This window comes from Aquibium pacificum (genome assembly GCF_040839445.1).
GTDB classification, from domain to species: Bacteria; Pseudomonadota; Alphaproteobacteria; order Rhizobiales; family Rhizobiaceae; genus Aquibium; species Aquibium pacificus.
In genome coordinates this window covers 408077-431842 of sequence record NZ_JBDPGJ010000004.1, presented here as the reverse complement: position 1 = coordinate 431842, position 23766 = coordinate 408077, and the positions used below count along the sequence as shown (strand labels likewise).

Here is a 23766-nt window from a genome sequence, read left to right as displayed (position 1 = left end):
GTCCGCCATCGACCGGGGTCTCTCTGCACCAAACGAGGAGGCGCGAATTGCGTTCACTTAGGGTTCGGTCCGGTTGCTTTAAACGATTTAGAAAATTTTTAAATCTTTAAATCGATTAAAGATTTGAAATAAAAAGGCTTTTCTGTTTGTGACCGAATGGGACGCCTGCGAATGAATCCCTCATCCCGCAAGTCGTCGATGGCACAAGCGTTCATTTCAAAGCCAGGGAGAAGGGAACAATGCAGGAGATCGGCGAGCGGAATCCCAAATGCGGGATCGAGGCTGCGGGCCTGACGGGTACCGGAAAGGTGCACTACAATCTCGGCGAGGCCGACCTCTACGAGGAGGCGATCCGCCGCGGCGAAGCGCGACTCACCGCGCATGGCGCCCTGGTTGCCCAGACCGGGCAGCACACCGGACGCTCCGCCAAGGACAAGTTCGTCGTGCGGGACGCCAACACCGATCCGAAGGTCTGGTGGGACAACAACAAGCCGATGTCGCCGCAGCACTTCGAGAACCTGCTGGCCGATTTCATCGAGCACGCGAAGGGCCGCGAACTCTTCGTCCAGGACCTGATCGGCGGCGCCGATGCCGACAACAGCCTGCCGTCGCGCATCATCACCGAATACGCCTGGCATTCGCTGTTCATCCGCAACCTGCTGATCCGCCCCGATCGCGCGGCACTGCCGGCCTTCGAGCCGAAGCTCACCATCATCGATCTGCCGTCCTTTCGAGCCGACGTCGGGCGCCACGGCGCGCGCACCGAGACCATCATCGCAGTCGACCTGACGCGCATGATCGTGCTCATCGGCGGCACCTCCTATGCCGGCGAGATGAAGAAGTCCGTCTTCACGGCGCTCAACTATCTGCTGCCCAAGACGGGCGTGATGCCCATGCACTGCTCGGCCAATGTCGGGCCGGCGGGTGACGCGGCGGTGTTCTTCGGTCTTTCGGGCACCGGCAAGACGACGCTTTCGGCCGACCCCGCGCGCACGCTGATCGGCGACGACGAGCATGGCTGGGGCGAGCACGGCATCTTCAACTTCGAGGGCGGCTGCTACGCCAAGACCATCCGGCTTTCGGCCGAGGCGGAGCCAGAGATCTTCGCCACCACGCAACGTTTCGGGACGGTGCTGGAAAACGTCGTGCTCGACGAGAACCGCGTGCCTGATTTCGACGACGGCTCGCTGACCGAGAACACGCGCTGCGCCTATCCGCTGCACTTCATCCCGAACGCCAGCGATACCGGGCTGTCGGGCCACCCGAAGAACATCATCATGCTGACGGCCGATGCGTTCGGCGTGCTGCCTCCCATCGCGAAGCTGACCCCCGCGCAGGCCATGTATCACTTCCTGTCCGGCTACACCGCCAAGGTGGCCGGGACGGAAAAGGGCGTGACCGAGCCGGAAGCGACCTTCTCGACCTGCTTCGGCGCCCCGTTCATGCCGCGCCACCCTTCCGAGTACGGCAATCTCCTGCGCGACCTGATCGCCCGCCATGGCGTCGACTGCTGGCTCGTCAACACCGGCTGGACCGGCGGCGCCTACGGCATCGGCCGGCGCATGCCGATCAAGGCGACCCGGGCGCTGCTGACGGCGGCGCTCGACGGTTCGCTGAACCGGGCAGAGTTCCGCACCGACCCGAACTTCGGCTTCGCGGTGCCGGTCGCCGTGCCGGGCATCGACACGTCGATCCTCGACCCGCGCTCCACCTGGCCGGACAAGGCGGCCTACGATGCGCAGGCGAAGCGGCTGGTCGGCATGTTCATTCAGAACTTCGGAAAATTCGAGGATCACGTCGACGCCACCGTCAGGAGCGCCGCGCCGAGCGTTCGGGAAGCGGCCGAGTAGGCGCTTCCGCGGAACCAGCGACACGATACGGACCCGGCTTCGGCCGGGTCTTTTCTTTTTTCGCGGGACGGGGCAAACCGGTGCCGTGGTGTTCGCATGCCCTATGACGTAGGGGCGTGGGATGCACCGGGAGAGCGCGATGGACAGGAAAAGCGAGGTTCTGCTCGACTTCGAGCATGTCGAGGCGGCGGAGATGGCGCGCCGCGCCATGGCTTTTCGGGCTCTGATGAGCCGCCGCCGCACGGTGCGCGACTTCTCGGACCGGCCGGTGGCGCGGGAGGTGATCGAGGATTGCGTGATGACGGCCGCGACGGCCCCTTCCGGCGCGAACCAGCAGCCGTGGACCTTCGTGTGCATTTCGGATCCGGCAACGAAGCGGCGCATCCGTGAGGCGGCCGAGGAGGAGGAGCGCGGCTTCTACGCCGGACGCGCGTCCGGCGAATGGCTGGAAGCGCTTGCGCCGCTCGGGACCGACGAGAACAAGCCGTTCCTAGAAACCGCGCCGTGGCTGATCGCGATCTTCGCGCAGCGCTACGGAACCACGGCGGACGGTCGGCGCATCAAGCACTACTACGTGCCGGAATCCGTCGGTATCGCCTCGGGCTTCCTCATCGCGGCCCTGCACGGTGCCGGGCTCGCGACGCTGACCCATACCCCGTCGCCGATGGGCTTCCTCAACGAGATCTGCGGCCGCCCCGACCATGAGAAGGCGGTGATTCTTCTCGTCGTCGGCTATCCGGCCGAGCGCGCGACCGTGCCCGACATTTCGCGCAAGCCGTCCGAACAGGTACTGGTCTGGCAGGAATGACCGGGACCGATCCGATCGTGATCGCGCCGGACGCGACGATCTTCGAGAGCGACATCGAAGAGAGCTTCATCCGCGCTTCCGGCCCGGGCGGCCAGAACGTCAACAAGGTGGCGACGGCGGTGCAACTGCGCTTCGACGCGGCGAACGCGCCGGGGCTCTCCGACCGCGTGCGCCAGAACGCGCTGAAGCTCGCCGGCCAGCGGGCGACGAAGGACGGCGAGATCCTGATCGAGGCGAGCCGGTTCCGCACGCAGGAGCGCAACCGCGAGGACGCGCGGCAGCGGCTGATTTCACTGCTGGCGCGCGCCGCCGAGCCGCCGCCACCGCCGCGGCGCAAGACGAAGCCTTCGAAAGGTTCGATCGAACGGAGGCTCAAGGCGAAGTCCGGCCGCTCCACGATCAAGAAAATGCGCGGCAAGATCGATCCGGACTGACATCCCGGGTCAGCGCGCGGGGACCGGTTTTTCAAGACAGGTAGTAAGCAGGATCAAGGACTTGCGGCCCGCCGCGCAGTATGCGCGAGAACGCGACGCGCGTCGAAATCCCTGCGTGGCCGGCGGCCGCCTCGTCTCCTGAACCTGTTGCCGTAATGTTACGTCGGATAACCATACGCGCCGATCACGAGATTTTCCCGATTGACACGAATCACTACCCCCCTTTACGTTTTCTTAACAAAAGACAAAGGCGGGTTTGGGGAACAGAGACGGATGGGTCTCAACAGACTGCTTTCAAGCGCGATCGCTTCGTTGACAGGCGCAGGCGCTGCACTTGTCCTCGCTGCAACCGGTACCGCACTGGCGGGGTCCATCGGTACGGGAGGGCTGACATCCCAGCCGATCGGTCATTACGAGTTCTGCAGGGCCAATCCCGCGGAATGTTCCATCGCCGGACCTGATGCCGGTCCGCTCGTCCTGAACAAGGCAGTCTGGACCCGGATTTCCAAGGTGAACGTCGAGGTCAATAGCGCCATCAAGCCGATGTCCGACAAGGACATCTTCGGCAAGGACGAAGTCTGGGCCTTTCCGACAAGCGGCATGGGGGATTGCGAGGACTACGTCCTCGAAAAGCGCCGACGGCTCTTCAGGGGGGGAATTCCGCTCTCCGATCTGCTCATCACCGTCGTCCGCAAGCGCGATGGCGAAGGTCACGCGGTCCTAACGGTCAGAACCGACAAGGGCGACTACATCCTCGACAACCTGTCGGACACGGTGAAGGCCTGGGAACAGACCGGATACCGGTATCTGAAGCGCCAGGCGAGCACGCATACCGGGCGATGGGTCAGCCTGCGCGACGACAACACCCTGATGGTGGGCTCGGTCCGCAACTGACCGCGCGATCCGCTCCGCAGCCGGGGGTCGTAGCGTGCCGCGCAGGTGCCTGCTTCCCGCGCGGACCGTGGGCCGACCGACGGCCAGCCACTGCAAAGCACCGCGTATCGTACCTCGCCCCTGATTACGCCGCGGCGCGCGCGGCGGCGGCTTCCGCCCCGACACGGTAGGAGATCGCTTCGGCGAGATGGATGCGCCCGACCGTTTCGAGGCCGTCCAGGTCGGCCAGCGTGCGCGCGACCTTCAAAATGCGATGATAGGCGCGGGCAGAGAACCCCAGTTTCTCACTGGCATCGCGCAGCAGCGCCAGGCCCGCGGCATCCGGCGCCGCGACGTCCTCGATCAGCGCGGGTCCACAATGCGCGTTCGTCGTGATGCCGGGCAGGCCGCGCGAGGCGAAGCGCTCCCGCTGGATGGTGCGCGCGGCAGCGACCCGAGCGGCGACGACCGCGCTGGTTTCGGCACGGGACGGACGAATGAGGTCGGCGGCAGAGACCGCGGGAACGTCGATTCTCAGATCGATGCGATCGAGGAGCGGCCCCGAAATCCGTGCCTGATAGTCGCTTTGGCAGCGCGGACCGCGGGCGCAGCGATATCCCGGTTCGCCCGCCATGCCGCACCGGCACGGGTTCATCGCCGCCACGAGCTGTATCCGCGACGGATAGGACACACGGGTGTTGGCGCGCGCGATGACGCATTCCCCCGTCTCCAGCGGCTGGCGCAGCGAATCCAGCACCGGCGCGGCGAACTCAGGCAGTTCGTCGAGGAAGAGCACGCCATGATGGGCAAGCGAGGCCTCGCCCGGTCGCACCCTCAAGCCGCCGCCGACCATGGCTGCCATTGACGCCGAATGATGCGGCGAGCGGAACGGCCGCCGGTCCGACAGCTTGCCGCCGGTGAGTTCGCCGGCGATCGAGGCGATCATGGACACCTCGAGCAGTTCCTCCGGCGACAGCGGCGGCAGGATCGACGGCAGGCGCTGCGCCAGCATCGACTTGCCCGATCCCGGCGGACCGCTCATCAGAAGATTATGACCCCCGGCCGCCGCCACTTCGAGCGCACGCTTGGCGCTCTCCTGCCCCTTGATGTCCGCGAGGTCCGGAAGGTTGGTGGCCGGCTCCCTGATCCTGGCCTCTGGCCGGGAAAGCACCTGCGTCCCGCGAAAGTGGTTGGCGACCGCGATCAGGCTGCGCGGCGCGAGGATCTCGACATCGGCCCCGGCCCAGGCGGCCTCCGGTCCCGACGCATGCGGGCAGATCAGGCCCTTGCCCATCGCGTTCGCGCCGATCGCCGCCGGCAGGGCGCCGGCGACGGCCGCGATGGTCCCGTCGAGCGACAGTTCGCCGAGAACGACGAAACCGCCGAGCGCGTCGCCGGGAATGGCGCCAAGCGCGGCCATGAGGCTGAGCGCGATCGGAAGATCGTAGTGGCTGCCCTCCTTCGGCAGGTCGGCCGGGGCGAGATTGACCGTCACCTTCTTCGGGGGCATCGACAGGCCGGAGGCGTGCAGCGCGGCCTGGACCCGCTCGCGGCTCTCGGCCACCGCTTTGTCCGGCAGGCCGACGATGTGCATGCCGATCTTGCCCGGCGCGACCATCACCTGCACGTCGACGGGCACGGCCTCTATGCCCTGGAAGGCGATGGTGCTGACGCGTGAAACCATCCTCGTCCCCTCTTCCGACCTTTTGCGCACGAAGGCAGGCAGGTACGCCATAAAGGAGTTGTTCCAGCTAAGCACAACCATTTCGTCGTGACAAGAACATTTGGAGAACAATTGGTCGATCGGCGCATGCGCAGGCACGCGCGCAGCCGTCGCGAAGTCTATCGGTTCGCTGTTGCGAGGACCCTCGAACGGGAACGGCCGGAACCAACGTCCGGGGCGCGCCGCCGGCGAGCCGCCCGAGGCCGCCAGGCGCGGTCGAGACTACGCCCGCTTCGATTCCACCGCGTCCCAGAACAGGGACGCGATGTCGGCGCCACCGAAGCGCTGGACCTCGCGCACGCCGGTCGGCGACGTGACGTTGATCTCGGTCAGATAGTCGCCGATCACGTCGATCCCGACGAGGATGAAGCCCCGTTCCCGAAGCGAAGGTCCGATGCGGGCGCAGATCTCGCGTTCGCGGTCGGTCAGTTCCGTCGCCTCGGCGCGGCCGCCGACATGCATGTTGGAGCGGGAATCGTGCTCGGCAGGCACGCGGTTGATGGCGCCGACGGGCTCGCCGTCGATCAGGATGATGCGCTTGTCGCCCTTTCGCACTTCCTTGAGGTATCGCTGCACGATGTAGGGTTCGCGGAACATCTGTCCGAACATCTCGAGCAGCGATGCGAGATTCCTGTCGGCCTCGGCAAGATGGAAGATGCCGGCGCCGCCATTGCCGTAGAGCGGTTTGACGATGATGTCGCCGAACTCCTTGCGAAAGGCCGCCACCTCGGCGGCATCCTTGGTGATCAACGTCTCCGGCATCAGATCGGGAAACTCGGTGACGAAGATCTTCTCCGGGCTATTGCGCACCCAGGCGGGATCGTTGACCACCAGGGTCTTCGGGTGGACGCGCTCCAACATGTGAGTCGTGGTGATGTAGTTCATGTCGAAGGGCGGGTCCTGGCGCAGCAGCACCACGTCGATTTCCGAAAGATCGAGGCGCACGGGCTCCCCGAGCGCATAGTGGTCCCCCTTGACATCCTTGACAGTCATCGGCTCGGCCCGGGCGAAGGCCTTGCCGCCGCGCATGGTCAGGCGGTCGGGGGTATAGTGGTAGAGTTCGTGGCCGCGCCGCTGCGCTTCCAGCGACAGCGCGAACGTGGTGTCGCCCGCGATCGTCAGCGTCGCGACGTGGTCCATCTGCACGGCTATCCTGAGCGGCATCTCGGTTCTCCGGAACTTCGAAAGGAAGATGGCATCTATCGAAAACGCACCGGGCTGCCAATCTCCGGCCGGCAGTTTCGAATGGACCAGCGGGCGTTCACGGCACTCGCGGTCGACCGTCGCCTCCTCATTCCATAGGCTACCTCCGGGCGTTGCCGAAGGGACACCCTTCCTAAACGCTTTTGCTCGATATTAGGTTGAGTAAGCCGGGGCTAAATCACCAGAACAACAATGAACGGACCCATGCGCAACACAGACAGGCCGGGGGAACAGGGAGACCTCGCCTACACAGATCCGTTGACGGGCCTGGGCAACAACCGCCGGTTCGTCACCAAGGTGAAACGCCTGATCGCCGAACGCGAGGACGATCCGGCTCCGTTTGCCATCGGCATCATCGATCTCGACGGCTTCAAGCCGATCAACGATCTTTTCGGCAGAGCGTCAGGCGACGAGATATTGCTGCAGGTCGCGCTCCGCCTGCATGCGGCGATGGACAGGCATTCAACGGTCACCCGCATCGGGGCGGACGAGTTCGCTTTCCTGCTTCCCATGACGTTCAGCGAGGCGGCGGCGGCTGAACAGGCACGCATGCTGATCGAGATTCTCTCCGCGCCCTATGATCTCGGCGAGCGCAGCGCCCGGCTCTCCGCATCGGTCGGATGCTCCCTTTTCTTCGTCGGAAACGAGAGCGCCGACGACCTGATCCGCAAGGCCGAAACCGCCCTCTACCACGCCAAGCGAAGCGGCCGCGGGCTGGTGGTCGTCTACACGCAGGACATGGAGGAAGCGGCAAAGCGCGTCACCCGCATCGAGCAGGCGCTGCGCCGCGCGGTCTCGGCCGGCGAAGTCGAGCCGCACTTCCAGCCGATCGTCGACCTCGCCTCGCGCCGCATCATCGGTTTCGAGGCGCTGGCGCGCTGGACGGACGGCGACCTCGGCTCCGTGTCGCCCGGCGTGTTCATTCCGATCGCCGAAGAGCGCGGCATCATCGGGCAGCTGTCGCAACTCCTCCTGCGCAAGGCGACGCTAGCGGCCCGCCAGTGGCCGGAGAGCGTCTTCCTTTCGTTCAATCTCTCTCCCTCCCAGCTGGTCGACCAGAACACCTGCAATCAGATCATGACCATTCTCTCGCGGTCCGGCCTCGATCCGCGCCGGCTCGAGATCGAGATCACCGAAACGGGCGTGATGTCGGACCCCGCCTCGGCGGAGAAGATCATGCAGGAACTCCGGTCGTACGGCATCCGCATCGCGCTCGACGATTTCGGCACCGGCCAGTCGAGTCTCGGACGGCTGCGCGAATTCCACTTCGACAAGATCAAGATCGATCAGGCCTTCGTCGCCTCCATCCTGACCGACCGCGCCTCCGAGCACATCGTCCGGGCGATCCTGGCGATGTGCGAGGGTCTCAACATGGACGTCGTGGCCGAAGGCATAGAGGACGAAGCCCAGGCCGCGCGCCTTCTCGAATTCGGCTGTCCCAGCGGGCAGGGCTACTATTTCGGCAGGCCGGTCGACGCGGAGACGGCATTGTTCGGCCTCGGAAACCGGATCGGGCAGCGCCAGGCGATCGTCTGACCGCAAGCTCCCTAAGTCGCCGACGAGAAATCTCGCTCCGACGCATTGCCTCCGGGCGCCGGTTTTCCCATACATGGCGGCTGGGGAAGGAGAGGGATGATGGACGGTTCCGCGCAGTATCCCGACCTCGAGGAGGCATCGGTGCTGATCACCGGCGGCGGCACGGGGATCGGCGCCTGCCTGACGACGGGTTTCATTCGCCAGGGTTCCCGCGTTGCCTTCATCGACATCGCCGACCGGGCGAGCCGCGATCTGTGCCGCCGGCTGGAGGAAGAGACCGGCCGCGAACCGCTGTTCCTGCATGCCGACCTGCGCGACGTCGACGCTCTGAAGGAAGCCGTCCGCAAGGCCGAGATCGAGAACGGCCCCGTCTCCGTCCTCGTCAACAATGCCGCGGTCGACAACAGACACACGATCGAAGAGGTGACGCCGGAGTTCTGGGATGAGAACCAGGCGATCAACCTCAGGCACCAGTTCTTCGCCGCCCAGGCCGTGGTGCCGGGAATGAAGGAGGCGCGACGCGGGTCGATCGTCAACTTCACCTCGACCGCTTTCATGATCAACGGCGGCGGATACCCCTCCTACACTGCGGCGAAGGCCGGGGTGGTCGGCCTGACCAAGGGGTTGGCGGGCGCGCTCGGTCCATTCGGAATTCGCGTGAACGCCATTGCGCCGGGATGGGTGCTGACGGAACGGCAGCGGGCGCTGTGGGTGACGGAAACAGGTCTGAAGGCGCATATCGACCGGCAGTGCCTCAAGGAGGAGATCCAGCCCGACGACATGGTGGGTCCCTGCCTGTTCCTGGCCTCCTCGGCATCGCGAATGATGACGGCGCAGACCATGATCGTCGACGCCGGCAGCGTCTGAACCCTCAGGTATCCGGCAACGGGAGGAACGGATGCAAGACGACGGCGTATCAATCCTGTGCGACATCCCCTGCGAACTCGGGGAGGGACCGTCCTACGATCCGCAGAGCGGCAAGCTCTTCTGGTTCGACATCGTCGGCAGGAAGCTTCTCGAGCGTCCGTTTCCGGATGGGCCGACCGCCGTGCACGACCTGCCCTTCATGGCGAGCGCCATCGCCTTCTCCGACGCGGGAACACAACTCTTGGTGGGTGAAACCGGCATCTACCGTCGCAACCCCAGAACCGGTGCGCTGACACTGCACACTCCGCTCGAGGCGGATAATCCGAAGACCCGTTCGAACGACGCGCGGGTGCACCCGAGCGGCGCCTTCTGGATCGGCACCATGGCAAAGGACGAGGGCGAGGCGGCCGGCGCGATCTACTGGTCCCGCGAGGGCGAGGTCCGCACGCTCTATCCGGGCATCTCGATCCCCAATTCGATCTGCTTTTCTCCCGACGGGCGCATCACCTACTTCGCCGACACGCCGCGCGGCATCCTCTACAGGGTCGAGTGCGACGCCGCGACCGGGATGCCGACGGGCGAGCCCCGGACGTTCCTAGACTGGCGCGGAAGGGAAGGCTTCATCGACGGTTCGGTCGTCGATGCCGAAGGCGTTCTATGGAACGCGCGCTGGGCAGCGGGCGCCGTCGATGCCTGGGGACCGTCCGGCGAGCACCTGCGCACCATCCGAGTTCCCGCCAGGCAGTCCACCTGTCCCGCCTTCGCCGGGCCCGACGCCTCGCGGATGATCGTCACCACCGCCGCGCGCGGTCGCGACAAGGCGAAGGAGCCCGACGCCGGCAAGACCTTCCTGCTGAACCTGCCCGTCAAGGGCCGGTTCGAGCCGCGCGTGACGATTTCCTGAACGACCGAGGCGGCCTTTAGGAACCACGCCGCTGCCATGTCGGAAACGCGCAAGCGGCTTCCGGCACCTCGTCCTCATATCTCGCGACAGGGGCGCGGCCACACGAAAACCCGGTCCGGCGCCCGGCGGAGCGGCGCGTGGCATCCAGACCCAACATGATCCTCGTCCACGAACCCGAGGCGGCTTGCAGGACGAGGCTGGCCGCGGAGGGATTTCCGCCCGAACGCATCGTGGAGATCAGTTCCTACCTCGCGCAGTCGACCGACATCGAACCGGAGTTCGACGCGATCGCGGCCGAGTGCGGGCGGCGCGGGATCGACTTCCTGCCGGTCGAACTGGACGACGCCGCGCAGGCGTTCGCCGGCCGGGACCCCGGCTCGACGCTCGTCTGGACGCTGACGGACGGCATCGCCTATTTCCGCGGCGGCGCGGCCCCCGCGTTGACGCGGCTGCACGCGCTGCCGACCTTCGGAGCGGACGACACGCTGTTTGCGCTGTGCCAGGACAAGTTCCGTTCGGGCGCCGTGCTCGCCGCCCTCGGACTACCCGTCCCCGCAGCGGGACTTGCCCGCGCGGGCGAATGGATCGTGCCGCCGCCGCAATCGTCTGCCGGATACTTCGTCAAGCCCAACCGGCTCGGCGCCAAGATCGGCATCTGGCCGGATTCGCATTGTGGGAGCGCGGATGAGGCGCTGACGCTCAGCCGGCGCATCTTCGAGCACTACCGCGACGATGCGATCGTCCAGCCCTACGTCGCGGGCCGCAACGTGCGCGCGAGTTTCCTCGCCGTCGATCCGGCCGCGGACAACCGGGCACTGGGCGTGGCGCTGGTCGATTCCGGCGCCGATTTCCAGACGATGTCGGACAGCCTGTCACTCTACGGGGAAACGGGAGAGGCGGCACAGGCCGCCGGAACCCGCAGCGAACCGTCGCTCGAGCCGCTCGCCCGCAGCCAGCCGCTGGCGGATGCCGCAATCCGCCGGATCGCCGGCGTGCTCATGGACGGGCTCGGGCTGCGCGACGTCTTCTCGGCGGATTTCCGCGTCGACGCGGACGACACCGTTCACCTGCTCGAATTCGAGGTCTGTCCGGGCCTGCCCTGCTTCGACTTCCGCGACTATTGCCGGCGGCAGTGGGGCCTCTTGCTCCCAGAAGCGATAGCCGAGGCCGCGGCGCGGCGCCTTTCCGATGCGCTGCCTCAGCCGACCTTGGCCATGCATACCGGTGTGTGACCGGAGCGGATGAAGCCGAGCTTCTGGGCCGCGGCCTTGGAGAGGTCCAGCACCCTGCCCTTCACGAACGGCCCGCGGTCGTTGATGCGGACGACGACGGACTTGCCGTTGGCGTTGTTCACCACTTTGATCTTCGTCCCGAAGGCCAGCGACCGGTGCGCGGCGGTCATGTCGGCCGGATTCATCCGTTCTCCCGACGCCGTTTTCGAGGTGAGGGCGTACCATGATGCACGGCCGCATTGGGCCGAGGCCATGGTTGTAGAGGCGGCGATCGCAACTGCACCGATGAAGAGGGCGGCGTGAAGCTTGCTTAGCATTCTCGGGGAGTACTCCGGCTGTTTGTCCGCCGAGCCGGTTAGTGGGAGTTGGTTCCATCCGATAGTTCGAAAATGCACCCAAGCGATAAATTCGAGTCTCTTCACGTAATGCTACGAAGTTTGTCGACGATATTCATTGCGCCTGGAACGCAGGCACGATCCCGCCACATTCTTCTGTCCGTCCGCCTGGATGTGTTGCCCGGACTGGATATGACCATGCGGACTTTCGCCATGATTTCGAATGTGGCCGCTCATACGGTGTCGCTCTGGCCGGAAGCGCCGATCACTTTTTCTCCCTTCTGGAATTCATATGATGAATCTGGAAAGTTGTATTGACATCCTTCCGGTGCGTCCCCTACGAAAGGTCCAGCGCGGGCCAAGGGAGGAAAGGCACGGGTGTCAGCACTGCTCGACGACGACCGGCTGTTCCCGCTCGACCCCGCAGCACGCGACCTCGCGCGCCAGCTCTACGAGAGCGTGCGCGATCTCCCGATCATCAGCCCGCACGGCCATACCGATCCCCGCTGGTATGCCGAAAACGCACCCTTCCCCGATCCGGCCGGGCTGATCGTCGTTCCCGACCACTACATTTTCCGCATGCTCGTCAGCCAGGGCATCGGGCTCGACCGGCTCGGCGTTCCGCGCGCGGACGGCAGCGTGGCGGAGGCGGACGGGCGCAAGATCTGGCGGCTGTTCGCCGAGAACTACCACGTGTTTCGCGGCACGCCGACGCGCCTGTGGCTCGACCACACCTTCGAAAGCCTGTTCGGGCTCGAGGTGCGCCTCAACGCGGGAACGGCAGACCTCTACTACGATCGCATCGCGGACTGCCTGTCGCGTGACGCGTATCGACCGCGAGCGCTTTACGAGCGATTCAACATCGAGGCGATCGCCACCACCGAAGGCGCGCTCGACCCGCTGCGATGGCACCGGCAGATCCGCGAGTCCGGCTGGAAGGGCCGCGTCGTCACGACGTACCGGCCCGACGCCGTCATAGACCCCGAGTTCGAGGGCTTCGCCGACAATCTGCGCCAGCTCGGCGCCCTCACCGACTGCGATACCGGTGCGTGGAACGGCTATCTCGAAGCCCACCGCAGGCGCCGCGCCTTCTTCCGGGAGGCGGGGGCGACGGCGACCGACCACGGCCATCCAACCGCCGACACGGCCAACCTTTCCGACGCCGAGGCCGCGGCGCTCTACACGCGGGTGGCGAGCGGCGGCGCCAGCCCCGACGATGCCGGGCTGTTCCGGGCCCAGATGCTGACCGAGATGGCCAGGATGAGCGTCGAGGACGGCATGGTCATGCAGATCCATGCCGGCTCCTGGCGCAACCATTCGGCGGCCGTCTTCGCCAGCCACGGGCGCGACAAGGGCTTCGACATCCCGCGCCGCACCTCCTATGTCGACGCGCTGAAGCCGATGCTCGACGCGGTCGGGATGGAGCCGAACCTCACCGTCATCCTCTTCACGCTCGACGAGACTGTCTATTCGCGGGAACTCGCGCCGCTCGCCGGGGTCTATCCGTGCCTGCGGCTCGGGCCGCCCTGGTGGTTCTTCGACAGTGTCGAGGGCATGAAGCGCTTCCGCGCCGCGACGACCGAGACGGCGGGCTTCTACAACACCGTCGGCTTCAACGACGACACGCGCGCCTTCCCGTCCATTCCCGCGCGCCACGACGTCGCGCGCCGGGTCGACTGCGCCTACCTCGCCGAACTGGTCCGGTCGGGACAGCTGGTCGAGGAAGAGGCCGCCGACCTCGCGCAGGAACTCGCATACCGGCTGGCCAGGAAGGCCTACCGGCTCTGAGGCCCAATCAGGAAAAAGGGAGGACACCATGTACCTGATGAGGAAACTGACCACCGCACTCGCCTTGTCGGCGGCATTGACGACCGCCGCCTTCGCTCAGGATATCGTTCTGAAATCGTCCGACACACACCCGGACGGCTATCCGACCGTGGAAGCGGTCAAGTACATGGGCGAACTGCTCAAAGAGCGCTCGAACGGCCGCATCGCCGTCGAGGTCTACCACTCGGCACAGCTCGGCGAGGAAAAGGACACGATCGAACAGACCCGAGCCGGCGTCATCGACCTGAACCGCGTCTCGATGGGACCGTTCAACGGCCTCGTTCCGGAAACCCGCGTCGTGTCGCTGCCCTACATCTTCCGCTCCACCGACCACATGCACAAGGTCATGGACGGAGACGTCGGCCAGGAGATCCTGGCAGGATTCGAGCCGCACGGTCTCGTCGGCCTCGCCTACTACGACGGCGGCGCCCGCTCCTTCTACAACTCGCAGAAGCCGATCACCTCGGTCGAGGACCTGAAGGGCATGAAGTTCCGCGTCATGCAGTCCGACATCTTCGTCGACATGGTCAACGCGCTCGGCGCCAACGCGGTGCCGCTGCCCTACGGCGAGGTCTATTCCTCGATCGAGACCGGCGTCATCGACGGCGCCGAGAACAACTTCCCGAGCTACGAGTCCGCCAAGCATTCGGAGGTCGCCAAGCATTATTCGCTCGACGAGCACCTGATCGTTCCGGAAGTGCTGGTCATGGCCAAGTCCTCCTGGGACAAGCTCTCGCCCGAGGACCAGGCGCTGGTGAAACAGGCCGCGAAGGATTCCGTGCAGAAGCAGCGCGAGCTGTGGGAAGCGCGCGAGGTCGAATCCCGCAAGATGGTCGAAGCGGCCGGTTCCACGATCACCACGCCGGACAAGCAGCCCTTCATCGACGCGATGGGTCCGGTCTACGAGAAGCACGTCACCGACGAGAAGCTCAAGAGCCTCGTCGAGCGGATCCGGGCGGTCCAGTAAAGCAGGCAGTCCGGGGGCGCGGCGCAAGCCGCGTCCCCGCACATCCGGGGCGCGCCGAACCATGCAGCAGACTCTTCCTTCGGGAACCTTGGGCCATGTCGCCCGCGTGCTTAGCCGCGTGAGCAACCTTGCTCTGTGGACCGCGGGGTTCGGCCTCGTGCTGATGACGGCCATGGTCGCTTGGCAGGTCTACTGCCGCTACATCCTCAACGACAGCCCGAGCTGGACCGAGCCGGGCGCGGTGATGCTGATGAGCTGGTTCATCTTCCTTGGCGCCGCAGTCGGCGTTCGCGAGAACAACCATCTCGGTTTCGACATCCTGCTCTACGTGCTGCCGCATGGCGGCAAGAAGGTGCTCAGGATGATCTCGGACGTGGTCATCCTCGCCTTCGGCGTCGGCATGGTCTTCTACGGCATGCAACTCGCGCTGCTCACCAGCGATGCCATCCTGCCCTCGCTCGGCATCTCCGGCGCCTTCGACTACTACCCGGTGGTGGGGGGCGGCATCCTGGTCTCGCTCTTTGCGCTGGAACGCATCGTGCTGCGGCTCTCCGGCGCGCCGGTCGACGAAGGGCTCGAGATCGCCACGCCCGAGGCGGAAGTCGAACTCCACGCCGCCAGCGACGCGCGCGACGCGAGGGCCTGACCGATGGAACTGTGGATCCTCTTCGGAACCTTCGTCTCGCTGATGCTGATCGGCACGCCGATCGCCTTCTGCCTCGGCGTCGCGAGCTTCGCCACGGTCGCCTACATGGGCTTGCCGCCGCTGGTCGTGTTCCAACGCCTGAATTCCGGCATGAGCGTCTTTTCGCTGCTTGCGATCCCCTTCTTCATCTATGCCGGCGACCTCATGGTGCGCGGCGGCATCGCAAGCCGCATCGTCGCCTTCGCCGGATCGCTGGTTGGCCACCTGCGCGGCGGGCTTGGCCAGGTCAACATCGCGGCCTCGACGCTGTTCGGCGGCATTTCCGGATCGGCGGTCGCGGAAGCGGCGGCCGTCGGCGGCCTGATGATCCCGCAGATGAAGGCGCGCGGATACGGCGTCGACTACGCGGTCAACGTCACATCGATGGCGGCGCTGATCGCCCTGCTCCTGCCGCCGTCGCACAACATGATCATCTATTCGATCTCGGCGGGCGGGAAGATCTCGATCGCCGATCTCTTCACCGCCGGCATCATTCCGGGCCTGATGCTGGCCGGAGCGCTGATGATCACCGCCTATTTCGTGGCACGCAGCCGCGGCTATCCGACCGAGGCCTTCCCCGGCTTCCAGGCGGTGGCGCACCTGGCGGCGGTGGCGGTGCCCGGACTGCTCCTGATCGGCATCATCTTCGGCGGCGTGCGGTCCGGCATCTTCACCGCCACGGAGAGCTCCTGCATCGCGGTTCTCTATGCACTGCTGGTCACCGTCTTCGTATACAGGCAGATGACCTGGGAAGCCTTCATCGATGCCACCATGGGCGCGGTGCGCACCACCGCCATGGTGCTCCTGATCATCGGGACGGCCGCGGCCTTCTCCTGGCTCATGGCCTATCTCAGGGTGCCGGCCTCGCTCGTCGCGGCGATGAACGCGGTGTCGGAAAACCCCTACATCATCCTCGTCCTGATGAACCTTCTGCTGCTCGGGCTCGGGACCTTCATGGACATGGGGCCGCTGATCATCATCGCGACGCCGATCTTCCTGCCGGTGGCGCAGGCCTACGGGGTGGATCCGGTGCATTTCGGGGTGATCATGATCCTGAACCTCGGGATCGGCCTCAACACGCCGCCGGTGGGCGCGGTGCAGTTCGTCGCCTGCGCGGTCGGCAAGATCAGCGTCTGGCGCGCCATGCGCTCGATCTGGCCGTTCTACGGCGCCGGTCTCATCGTGCTCGCGCTCGTCACCTACGTGCCGGCGCTGTCGCTCTGGCTGCCCGGCGTGTTCAAGTGAGGCAGCGATGAGCGAACCCGTCGTCCAGGACCCGAGACCGGAGCGGCGGCCCAAGCTCGCCGAGCGGCTGGTGGCGGAATTGCGCTCCCAGGTCGTGTCCGGCAGGCTCGTCGCCGGGCAGAAGCTGCCGACGGAGAGCCGCCTGACGGAAACGTTCGGGGTCAGCCGCACGGTCGTGCGCGAGGCGATCGCGGCCCTCGCGGCCGACGGGCTGGTGGAGCCGCGGCAAGGGGCCGGCGTGTTCGTGGTGGAACAGCCGACGAGCGCCTTCAGCGCCATCAGCGCCGAACTCGGCAACAAGATCAGCCACGCGCTCAACGTGCTCGAAGTGCGCATGGGCGTGGAGATCGAGTCCGCCGGTCTCGCCGCCCAGCGGCGCAACAGCGCACAGGAGGCGCGGATCTACGAGGCCTATACGGACTTCGACCGGCTGCTCGCCTCCCGGCAGGCGACCGGCAAGTCCGATTTCGCCATCCACCGCGCCATCGCGGCGGCGACCAACAACCCCTTCTACGTCGAGGTTCTCGACGCGCTCGGCAGCCGCACCATCCCTTGCGACGTGGCCTCGCCCTGGGGCACGGAGAGCGTGCTGACGGTCGAGTATCAGGTGGGTTTGCAGCGCGAGCACTGGAAGATCATCAAGGCGATCTCGGCTGGAGACGCGCAGGGCGCGCGCGATGCCATGCGCTCGCATCTGTCCGCCAGCCAGCAACGCTATCGCGACCGCCTGGCAGGGTTCGATCCCGCCGAGACGGCACCCGGCGAGACAGCCGGATAGTTTCGTTACACAGACAGTTTCAGCACGAGTGAGAGTATGGAAGAAAAGCTGCGCCACACCGAGTATTCATCCCGCTTCGCGATCGATCCGGCGGCCGCGGCCGCCATGGGGACGGACGAACTCCGGCACAATTTCCACATCGGCAATCTCTTCCAGCCCGGGCTGGTGTCGCTGACCTATGCGCACTACGACCGCCTGATCGTCGGCGGCGCCGTGCCGGAGGGCGGGCCGCTCGCGCTGGAGGCGGTCAAGCCGACCGGCACCAAAGCCTTTCTCGACCGGCGCGAACTGATCGTGGTCAACGTCGGCGGCGCGGGAACCGTGACCGTGGACGGGAAGGAGTTCGCGCTTTCGCCGCGCGACATGCTCTATGCCGGCATGGGGGCGAAGGAGGTCGTCTTCGCATCGAACGACGCTTCGGAGCCCGCGAAGTTCTATCTGTTGAGCGCGCCGGCGCACCAGACGCATCCGACGCGGCTGATCCAGATCGGCGACGCCAAACGCCTCGATCTCGGCAGCCGCGAGACCTCCAACGAGCGCTCGATCTTCCAGTTCGTTCATCCGGAAGGTGCAAAGACCTGCCAGCTCGTCGTCGGCATGACGCAGCTCGCCACCGGCTCGGTGTGGAACACGATGCCCTGTCACGTGCACGACCGGCGTTCGGAGGCCTATCTCTATTTCGACCTCGACGAGAAGGCGCGCGTCTTCCACTTCATGGGCGAGCCGGACGAGACGCGGCACCTCGTGATGCGCAACGAGGAGGCGATCCTGTCGCCTGGCTGGTCGATCCACTCGGGCGCCGGCACCTCCAACTACGCCTTCATCTGGGCCATGGCCGGCGACAATGTCGATTATACCGACGTCGACCCGGTCGCGATGGAAGACCTGCGGTGAAGAACCCCTTCGACCTGACCGGCCGCAGGGCCATGGTGACCGGCGCCAACACCGGTATCGGCCAGGGCATCGCGGTGTCGCTGGCGCAGGCCGGCGCGGAGGTGCTCGCCGTCGGCCGCTCGCCGATGGACGAGACTCGCGCCGCGATCGAGGGCGCGGGTGGGACGATGAGGGAGGTCCGCGCCGATCTCGGCGAGACCGGCTCTGTCGCCGCGATGTTCGACAAGGCATGGGACGAGTACGGGCCGATCGACATCCTCGTCAACAATGCCGGCATCATCCGCCGCGCCGACGCGGTGGACTTTGCCGAGGCCGACTGGGACGCGGTGATGGACGTCAACCTCAAGTCGGTCTTCCTGCTCTGCCGGGCCTTTGCGCGAAAAGTATTCGCGGACGAAAGGGCGGGCCGCATCGTCAACGTCGCCTCGCTGCTCTCCTTCCAGGGCGGCATCCGCGTCGCCTCCTACACGGCCTCGAAGAGCGGCCTTGCCGGCCTGACGCGGCTCCTCGCCAACGAATGGGCGGCCAAGGGCATCAACGTCAACGCCATCGCGCCGGGCTACATCGAGACCAACAACACCGAGGCGCTGCGCAACGACCCGGTGCGGCGCGAGGATATCCTGAAACGGATCCCGGCGGGTCGTTGGGGCCAGCCCTCCGACATCGGCGGCACGGCGGTGTTTCTGGCGAGCGATGCCGCGACCTACGTGCACGGCGCGGTCATACCGGTCGACGGCGGCTGGCTGGCGCGCTGAGGAGGAAATGCAATGGCCGAGAACCCGCTCTTCGTCCGCCCGACCGACGGCGACTGGATTCCGACCGACCCTGGCGTCAGGCGGCGCATCCTCGCCCACAACGAGGACCTGATGGTCGTCGAGTTTTCCTTCGAGAAGGACGCGGTCGGCAAGCTGCATTCGCATCCGCACGTGCAGGCCTCCTATGTCGCGGAAGGCTCGTTCGAGGTGACGATCTCGGGGACGACCGAGATCCTGTCGGCGGGCCAGAGTTTCATCGTGCCGTCGAACGCGGTCCACGGCGTGCGGGCGCTGGAGCCCGGTCTTCTGGTGGATTCCTTCACCCCGGCACGGCAGGATTTCCTGAACGCCTGACGGAGAACGCGCGTGCAAGGCCGGCATTGACGGATTGCGCCGGTGGCGTCCATCATCCGCGCAGGCCTCACCCGTCCCGGTCGTTCGGCCGCTGGCACCAATTCGGATATCGGTACATGCAGGAAGCGGAAATCGGATTGATCGGGCTCGGCGTGATGGGCTCGAACCTGGCGCTCAACATCGCCGAGAACGGGTACCGGATCGCGGTCTGGAACCGTACCGGGAGCAAGACGCAGGATTTTGCCGCAGGCGCGGGCGATCTGGCCGACCGCATCGTGCCCTGCGAGACGCTGGAGGAACTCGTCGCCTCGATCCGCCGGCCGCGGCCGATCATCATCATGGTGCAGGCCGGCGCGCCGGTGGACGAGCAGATCGCGGCGCTGCGGCCTCTGCTCTCGGCCGACGACATCATGATCGACGCCGGCAACGCCAATTTCCGCGACACCATGCGGCGGTTCCGCGAACTGGACGGCTCGGGGCTGACCTTCATCGGCATGGGTGTCTCGGGCGGCGAGGAAGGCGCGCGGCACGGTCCCTCGATCATGGTCGGCGGGGCGCAGTCCTCGTGGCTGAGGGTGCGCGACGTGCTCACGGCGATCTCGGCGAAGTACAAGGACGAGCCTTGCGTCGCCTGGCTCGGATCGGACGGCGCCGGGCATTTCGTCAAGACGATCCACAACGGCATCGAATATGCCGACATGCAGATGATCGCCGAGATCTACGGCATCCTGCGCGATGGCGTCGGCCTCGGCAGCGTCGAAATGGCCCGGCTCTTCGAGACATGGAACGAGGGCAAGCTGGACTCCTACCTGATCGAGATCACCGCAAAAGTGCTTGCCGCGACCGATCCGGCCACCGGCGCGCCGGTGGTCGACGTGATCCTCGACCGGGCGGGGCAAAAAGGCACGGGTCGCTGGTCGGTCATCGAGGCGCAGATGATGGGCGTGCCGGCCACGGCCATCGAGGCGGCGGTGGCAGCGCGCAGCCTCTCGGCGCTGAAGGCCGAGCGCGAGGCGGCGGAAGCCATCTATCAAGACGGGCCGGTGCGGTTCGGCAAGGAGCAGGCGCGGGAGGTTGTCGATGATCTCGAGGCCGCACTCTTCGCCGGCAAGATAGCCGCCTACGCGCAGGGCTTCGCCGTGATGGAAGCGGCCTCCAAGGAGTTCGCATGGGGCCTGCCGATGGCCACCATCGCTCGGATCTGGCGGGCCGGCTGCATCATCCGCTCGCAGTTCCTCGACACGATCGCCGAGGCCTTCGAGGACGGGCCGGTGACCAACCTCCTGACAGCGCCGCGCTTCGTGGACCTGATGAAGGAGGCGGTACCGGCATTGCGGCGCACCGTGGCGCGCTGCGCCGAGGCCGGCATCCCCGCGCCTGCACTCTCTTCCGCGCTCGCCTATTTCGACACATATCGCCAGGCGCGCGGCTCGGCCAACCTCGTGCAGGCGCAGCGCGACTTCTTCGGCGCGCACGGCTTCGAGAGGATCGACGCCGAGGGCCATCACCATGGGCCGTGGGGCGGCGGCGGCTGACGCTCCGCCGGATTGCAGGAAAAGGGAGGAACGGATGGCTCGCTGGACGCCCGCGGACAACCGCTACGAGACGATGAAATACAACCGCTGCGGCCGCTCGGGGCTGAAGCTGCCGGCGCTGTCGCTGGGGCTGTGGCACAATTTCGGCGGCGACACGCCGCACGAGACCAAGCGCGCCATCTGCCGCAAGGCCTTCGACCTCGGTATCACCCATTTCGACCTCGCCAACAATTACGGCCCGCCGCCCGGCTCGGCCGAGACCGCATTCGGGGAGATCCTGCGCACGGATTTCGCCGGATACCGCGACGAACTGGTCGTCTCGACCAAGGCCGGCTACGGCATGTGGCCAGGCCCCTACGGCGAATGGGGCAGCCGCAAGTACCTCCTCTCCTCGCTCGACCAGAGCCTGAGGCGGCTCGGGCTCGACTACGTCGATATCTTCTATTCGCACCGCTTCGACCCCGACACGCCGCTGGAGGAGACCATGGGCGCGCTCGACCAGGCCGTGCGGTCCGGCAAGGCGCTCTATGTCGGCATCTCCTCCTATAATTCGCAGCGTACGCGCGAGGCCGTCGCGATCCTGAAGGATCTCGGCACGCCCTGCCTCATCCACCAGCCGAGCTATTCCATGATCAACCGCTGGGTCGAGGAGGACGGGCTCCTCGACACGCTGGAAGACCTCGGCATCGGCTCGATCGTCTTCTCGCCGCTGGCGCAGGGCATGCTGACGTCGAAATACCTGAAGGGCATCCCCCAGGACAGCCGCGCCGCGCAGGGCAAATCGCTGCGCCAGGCCTTCCTCAACGAGCGCACGCTGGAGAACATCCGCGCCCTGAACGACATCGCCGGGCGGCGCGGACAGACGCTGGCCCAGATGGCGATCGCCTGGGTAGTGCGCGCCCAGCGCTCGGGAGCCCGGGTGACAACCGCCCTGATCGGCGCCAGCCGGCCCGAACAGGTGGAAGACAGCGTCGGGGCGTTGAAGAACCAGGATTTCTCCGAGGCGGAACTGGCCGAGATCGACCGGTACGCACGCGAGGGCGACATCAACCTTTGGGCGGCCTCGGCGGAGCGCAAGGGTCCGTCGCGCTAGCGGCCGGGGCGAGGCGGAGCAGGCAGGGCTGGGGAGAAGCCCCCGCCGCGTCCGGCAAAGCGCCGCCCTTGTACCCCTGCCTACCATTCCGCGGGCGGATTCTGTAACGATACAGGTGCGACCCGCCACGCGGGTGCCATGAAACGAAAATGCCGGAGGAGGAACCAGCCCCATGATCCGTAACCCGATCCTGCCGGGTTTCAACCCGGACCCCTCCATCTGCCGCGTCGGAGGCGACTACTACGTCGCCACCTCGACCTTCGAATGGTATCCGGGCGTGCAGATCCACCATTCGACGGACCTGGTGAACTGGCGGCTGGTGAAGCGTCCGCTGGATCGGGCGAGCCAGCTCGACATGCGCGGCAATCCCGATTCCGGCGGTATCTGGGCGCCGTGCCTGAGCCACGCCGACGGGCTGTTCTGGCTGGTCTATACCGACGTGAAGCGGCTCGAGGGCAACTTCAAGGACGCGCACAACTACATCGTCACCGCGCCGTCGAACGAGGGGCCGTGGTCGGACCCTGTCTACGTCAATTCGAGCGGCTTCGACCCGACCCTGTTCCACGACGACGACGGGCGGAAGTGGTTCCTCAACATGCAGTGGAACCACGTTTCGACCGGCGTCGGCGGCAATCCCAAGCATCCGTCCTTCGACGGGATCCTGATGCAGGAGTACGACGCCAAAGCCGGGAAGCTGGTCGGGCCGGTGAAGAACATCTTCGCCGGAAGCGCGCACGGGCTGGTCGAGGGGCCGCATCTCTACAAGAGGGACGGCTGGTACTATCTCACGACGGCCGAGGGCGGCACGGGATACGGGCATGCCGTCACCATGGCGCGTTCCCGGTCGATCGATGGCCCGTACGAACTGCACCCGGACATCCACGTCATCACCTCGAAGGACGCGCCCGATGCGCCGTTGCAGCGCGCCGGGCACGGACAGATCGTCGAGACGCCGGAGGGCGGGGTCTATCACACGCACCTGTGCTCGCGTCCCCTGCGCGGCATCCGGCGCTCGCCGCTCGGGCGCGAGACCGCGATCCAGAAATGCGTGTGGGGCGACGATGGCTGGCTGAGGCTCGCCGATGGCGGTCCGGTTCCGAGCGTTGAGGTGGAGGCGCCGGCGGGCGCGGGGGAACCGGCCGCACCCGAAGAGGTGCGCCACGACTTCGACGGTCCCGACCTGCAGCTCGACTTCCAGTGGCTGCGCACGCCGGTCCCGCAACGCATCTTCTCGTTGACGGACAATCCCGGGAGCCTTCGCCTCTTCGGGCGCGAATCCATCGGGAGCTGGTTCGAACAGGCGCTGGTGGCGCGCCGGCAGGAGCATTTCGACTTCGACGCGGAGACCATCGTCTCTTTCGCGCCCGAGACCTACCAGCAGGCGGCAGGGCTGGTGCACTACTACAACCGGCACAAGTTTCATTTCCTCGCCGTGACTTGGCAGCCCGGACAGGGACGCGTGCTGCAGATCATGTCCTGCCTCGGCGACTGGGAGAACGGGCGGCTCAGCTTCGGTCTGGACCAGCCGCTTCCGATCGGCGAGGAAGGCGAGATCGGGCTCGCGGCGGAGGTGCGCGGGGCGGAGCTGCGGTTCCGCTGGCGCATCGGCGACGGCGCGTGGCAGACTGTCGGCCCGGTGCTCGACGCCAGCCTCATCTCGGACGAGGCGGGTCGCGGCGAGCATGGTTCCTTCACCGGCGCCTTCGTCGGCATGGCCGCATTCGACACGAGCGGCCGGGGCAAGGCTGCCGACTTCGACCATTTTGTCTACAGACCTTGCTGATCGCGGCGTCATCGGCGAGAGGACTGCACATCCCGTGAGCAGTGCCAACCACTGTGCAGTTCGTTGGCCGCAACGCGATTGACAG

Annotated in this window: 22 protein-coding genes; 19 read left to right on the top strand and 3 right to left on the bottom strand. The window is 66.3% G+C overall.

The features are described 5' to 3' along the window. Positions 1–239: 239 nt before the first annotated feature. From ABGN05_RS18590 to ABGN05_RS18575, 4 genes are all read left to right on the top strand, one after another. On the top strand, positions 240–1850 hold the full coding sequence (locus ABGN05_RS18590; protein WP_367955534.1) for a phosphoenolpyruvate carboxykinase: 1611 nt from the start codon (positions 240–242) through the stop codon (positions 1848–1850). A gap of 139 nt (positions 1851–1989) precedes the next feature. Then, positions 1990–2658 carry a nitroreductase family protein gene (locus ABGN05_RS18585; protein ID WP_367955533.1) on the top strand — a complete coding sequence of 223 codons (669 nt, stop codon included), beginning with the start codon at positions 1990–1992 and terminating at the stop codon, positions 2656–2658. Then, positions 2655–3092 (top strand): alternative ribosome rescue aminoacyl-tRNA hydrolase ArfB, encoded by a 438-nt coding sequence (arfB, locus tag ABGN05_RS18580; RefSeq protein ID WP_367955532.1) that lies wholly within the window; start codon positions 2655–2657, stop codon positions 3090–3092. The genes ABGN05_RS18585 and arfB overlap by 4 nt, the downstream gene beginning before the upstream one ends. 273 nt (positions 3093–3365) lie before the next feature. Continuing rightward, the gene (locus ABGN05_RS18575; RefSeq protein WP_367955531.1) at positions 3366–3986 is read left to right on the top strand and encodes a transglutaminase-like cysteine peptidase; all 621 of its coding nucleotides are present in this window, start codon (positions 3366–3368) and stop codon (positions 3984–3986) included. Between the two features lie 124 nt (positions 3987–4110). Here ABGN05_RS18575 and ABGN05_RS18570 read toward each other — a convergent pair whose 3' ends face one another. Together ABGN05_RS18570 and gshB are read right to left on the bottom strand one after the other, a co-directional pair. Then, a complete protein-coding gene (locus tag ABGN05_RS18570) occupies positions 4111–5649 on the bottom strand; it encodes a YifB family Mg chelatase-like AAA ATPase (RefSeq protein WP_367955530.1) in 1539 nt (512 codons plus the stop codon). Between the two features lie 261 nt (positions 5650–5910). Next, a complete protein-coding gene (gene gshB, locus ABGN05_RS18565) occupies positions 5911–6852 on the bottom strand; it encodes a glutathione synthase (protein ID WP_367955529.1) in 942 nt (313 codons plus the stop codon). Between the two features lie 243 nt (positions 6853–7095). Here gshB and ABGN05_RS18560 point away from each other — a divergent pair, with 243 nt between their 5' ends. From ABGN05_RS18560 to ABGN05_RS18545, 4 genes are all read left to right on the top strand, one after another. Next, positions 7096–8427 (top strand): putative bifunctional diguanylate cyclase/phosphodiesterase, encoded by a 1332-nt coding sequence (locus ABGN05_RS18560; RefSeq protein WP_367955528.1) that lies wholly within the window; start codon positions 7096–7098, stop codon positions 8425–8427. A 99-nt stretch (positions 8428–8526) separates the two neighbouring features. After that, positions 8527–9294 carry an SDR family NAD(P)-dependent oxidoreductase gene (locus ABGN05_RS18555; protein WP_367955884.1) on the top strand — a complete coding sequence of 256 codons (768 nt, stop codon included), beginning with the start codon at positions 8527–8529 and terminating at the stop codon, positions 9292–9294. 31 nt (positions 9295–9325) lie between these two features. Next, a complete protein-coding gene (locus ABGN05_RS18550; protein ID WP_367955527.1) occupies positions 9326–10198 on the top strand; it encodes an SMP-30/gluconolactonase/LRE family protein in 873 nt (290 codons plus the stop codon). A gap of 155 nt (positions 10199–10353) precedes the next feature. Then, positions 10354–11430 (top strand): D-alanine--D-alanine ligase family protein, encoded by a 1077-nt coding sequence (locus ABGN05_RS18545; RefSeq protein WP_373695959.1) that lies wholly within the window; start codon positions 10354–10356, stop codon positions 11428–11430. On the opposite strand, the gene ABGN05_RS18540 is transcribed toward ABGN05_RS18545, so the two are convergent. Continuing rightward, a complete protein-coding gene (locus tag ABGN05_RS18540; RefSeq protein WP_367955525.1) occupies positions 11397–11747 on the bottom strand; it encodes a septal ring lytic transglycosylase RlpA family protein in 351 nt (116 codons plus the stop codon). The genes ABGN05_RS18545 and ABGN05_RS18540 overlap by 34 nt on opposite strands. Positions 11748–12143: 396 nt before the next feature. On the opposite strand from ABGN05_RS18540, the gene uxaC reads away from it, so the two are divergent. The 11 genes from uxaC to ABGN05_RS18485 all read left to right on the top strand — a co-directional run bounded on the left by uxaC (position 12144) and on the right by ABGN05_RS18485 (position 23681). After that, complete coding sequence (gene uxaC / locus ABGN05_RS18535; protein ID WP_367955524.1) at positions 12144–13553, top strand: glucuronate isomerase; 1410 nt, start codon at positions 12144–12146, stop codon at positions 13551–13553. A gap of 28 nt (positions 13554–13581) precedes the next feature. Next, a complete protein-coding gene (locus ABGN05_RS18530) occupies positions 13582–14559 on the top strand; it encodes a TRAP transporter substrate-binding protein (protein ID WP_367955523.1) in 978 nt (325 codons plus the stop codon). Between the two features lie 61 nt (positions 14560–14620). Then, the gene (locus tag ABGN05_RS18525) at positions 14621–15205 is read left to right on the top strand and encodes a TRAP transporter small permease (protein WP_373695947.1); all 585 of its coding nucleotides are present in this window, start codon (positions 14621–14623) and stop codon (positions 15203–15205) included. Between the two features lie 3 nt (positions 15206–15208). After that, positions 15209–16489 (top strand): TRAP transporter large permease, encoded by a 1281-nt coding sequence (locus tag ABGN05_RS18520; RefSeq protein WP_367955522.1) that lies wholly within the window; start codon positions 15209–15211, stop codon positions 16487–16489. A gap of 7 nt (positions 16490–16496) precedes the next feature. Further along, complete coding sequence (locus tag ABGN05_RS18515; RefSeq protein ID WP_367955521.1) at positions 16497–17267, top strand: FadR/GntR family transcriptional regulator; 771 nt, start codon at positions 16497–16499, stop codon at positions 17265–17267. Between the two features lie 36 nt (positions 17268–17303). After that, positions 17304–18161 (top strand): 5-dehydro-4-deoxy-D-glucuronate isomerase, encoded by an 858-nt coding sequence (gene kduI / locus ABGN05_RS18510; protein WP_367955520.1) that lies wholly within the window; start codon positions 17304–17306, stop codon positions 18159–18161. A 32-nt stretch (positions 18162–18193) separates the two neighbouring features. Further along, positions 18194–18916 (top strand): 2-dehydro-3-deoxy-D-gluconate 5-dehydrogenase KduD, encoded by a 723-nt coding sequence (kduD, locus tag ABGN05_RS18505; protein WP_373695958.1) that lies wholly within the window; start codon positions 18194–18196, stop codon positions 18914–18916. A gap of 12 nt (positions 18917–18928) precedes the next feature. Beyond that, positions 18929–19270 carry a cupin domain-containing protein gene (locus ABGN05_RS18500; RefSeq protein WP_367955518.1) on the top strand — a complete coding sequence of 114 codons (342 nt, stop codon included), beginning with the start codon at positions 18929–18931 and terminating at the stop codon, positions 19268–19270. Positions 19271–19386: 116 nt separating this feature from the next. Beyond that, positions 19387–20805 (top strand): NADP-dependent phosphogluconate dehydrogenase, encoded by a 1419-nt coding sequence (gene gnd, locus ABGN05_RS18495; RefSeq protein ID WP_367955517.1) that lies wholly within the window; start codon positions 19387–19389, stop codon positions 20803–20805. A gap of 34 nt (positions 20806–20839) precedes the next feature. Then, on the top strand, positions 20840–21898 hold the full coding sequence (gene mgrA / locus ABGN05_RS18490; protein WP_367955516.1) for an L-glyceraldehyde 3-phosphate reductase: 1059 nt from the start codon (positions 20840–20842) through the stop codon (positions 21896–21898). 172 nt (positions 21899–22070) lie between these two features. Next, positions 22071–23681, top strand: a complete 1611-nt coding sequence (locus ABGN05_RS18485) for a glycoside hydrolase family 43 protein (protein WP_367955515.1) — start codon at positions 22071–22073, stop codon at positions 23679–23681. Positions 23682–23766 lie beyond the last annotated feature (85 nt).

Coding starts and splice junctions, on each gene's coding strand:
- ABGN05_RS18485 (WP_367955515.1), top strand. CDS start 22,071: ATGATCCGTAACCCGATCCTGCCGGGTTTCAACCCGGACCCCTCCATC.
- gshB (WP_367955529.1), bottom strand. CDS start 6,852: ATGCCGCTCAGGATAGCCGTGCAGATGGACCACGTCGCGACGCTGACG.
- ABGN05_RS18585 (WP_367955533.1), top strand. CDS start 1,990: ATGGACAGGAAAAGCGAGGTTCTGCTCGACTTCGAGCATGTCGAGGCG.
- kduI (WP_367955520.1), top strand. CDS start 17,304: ATGGAAGAAAAGCTGCGCCACACCGAGTATTCATCCCGCTTCGCGATC.
- ABGN05_RS18540 (WP_367955525.1), bottom strand. CDS start 11,747: ATGCTAAGCAAGCTTCACGCCGCCCTCTTCATCGGTGCAGTTGCGATC.
- ABGN05_RS18560 (WP_367955528.1), top strand. CDS start 7,096: ATGCGCAACACAGACAGGCCGGGGGAACAGGGAGACCTCGCCTACACA.
- ABGN05_RS18545 (WP_373695959.1), top strand. CDS start 10,354: ATGATCCTCGTCCACGAACCCGAGGCGGCTTGCAGGACGAGGCTGGCC.
- ABGN05_RS18525 (WP_373695947.1), top strand. CDS start 14,621: ATGCAGCAGACTCTTCCTTCGGGAACCTTGGGCCATGTCGCCCGCGTG.
- mgrA (WP_367955516.1), top strand. CDS start 20,840: ATGGCTCGCTGGACGCCCGCGGACAACCGCTACGAGACGATGAAATAC.
- ABGN05_RS18590 (WP_367955534.1), top strand. CDS start 240: ATGCAGGAGATCGGCGAGCGGAATCCCAAATGCGGGATCGAGGCTGCG.
- ABGN05_RS18570 (WP_367955530.1), bottom strand. CDS start 5,649: ATGGTTTCACGCGTCAGCACCATCGCCTTCCAGGGCATAGAGGCCGTG.
- gnd (WP_367955517.1), top strand. CDS start 19,387: ATGCAGGAAGCGGAAATCGGATTGATCGGGCTCGGCGTGATGGGCTCG.
- ABGN05_RS18515 (WP_367955521.1), top strand. CDS start 16,497: ATGAGCGAACCCGTCGTCCAGGACCCGAGACCGGAGCGGCGGCCCAAG.
- arfB (WP_367955532.1), top strand. CDS start 2,655: ATGACCGGGACCGATCCGATCGTGATCGCGCCGGACGCGACGATCTTC.
- ABGN05_RS18500 (WP_367955518.1), top strand. CDS start 18,929: ATGGCCGAGAACCCGCTCTTCGTCCGCCCGACCGACGGCGACTGGATT.
- kduD (WP_373695958.1), top strand. CDS start 18,194: ATGGTGACCGGCGCCAACACCGGTATCGGCCAGGGCATCGCGGTGTCG.
- ABGN05_RS18530 (WP_367955523.1), top strand. CDS start 13,582: ATGTACCTGATGAGGAAACTGACCACCGCACTCGCCTTGTCGGCGGCA.
- ABGN05_RS18550 (WP_367955527.1), top strand. CDS start 9,326: ATGCAAGACGACGGCGTATCAATCCTGTGCGACATCCCCTGCGAACTC.
- ABGN05_RS18555 (WP_367955884.1), top strand. CDS start 8,527: ATGGACGGTTCCGCGCAGTATCCCGACCTCGAGGAGGCATCGGTGCTG.
- ABGN05_RS18520 (WP_367955522.1), top strand. CDS start 15,209: ATGGAACTGTGGATCCTCTTCGGAACCTTCGTCTCGCTGATGCTGATC.
- ABGN05_RS18575 (WP_367955531.1), top strand. CDS start 3,366: ATGGGTCTCAACAGACTGCTTTCAAGCGCGATCGCTTCGTTGACAGGC.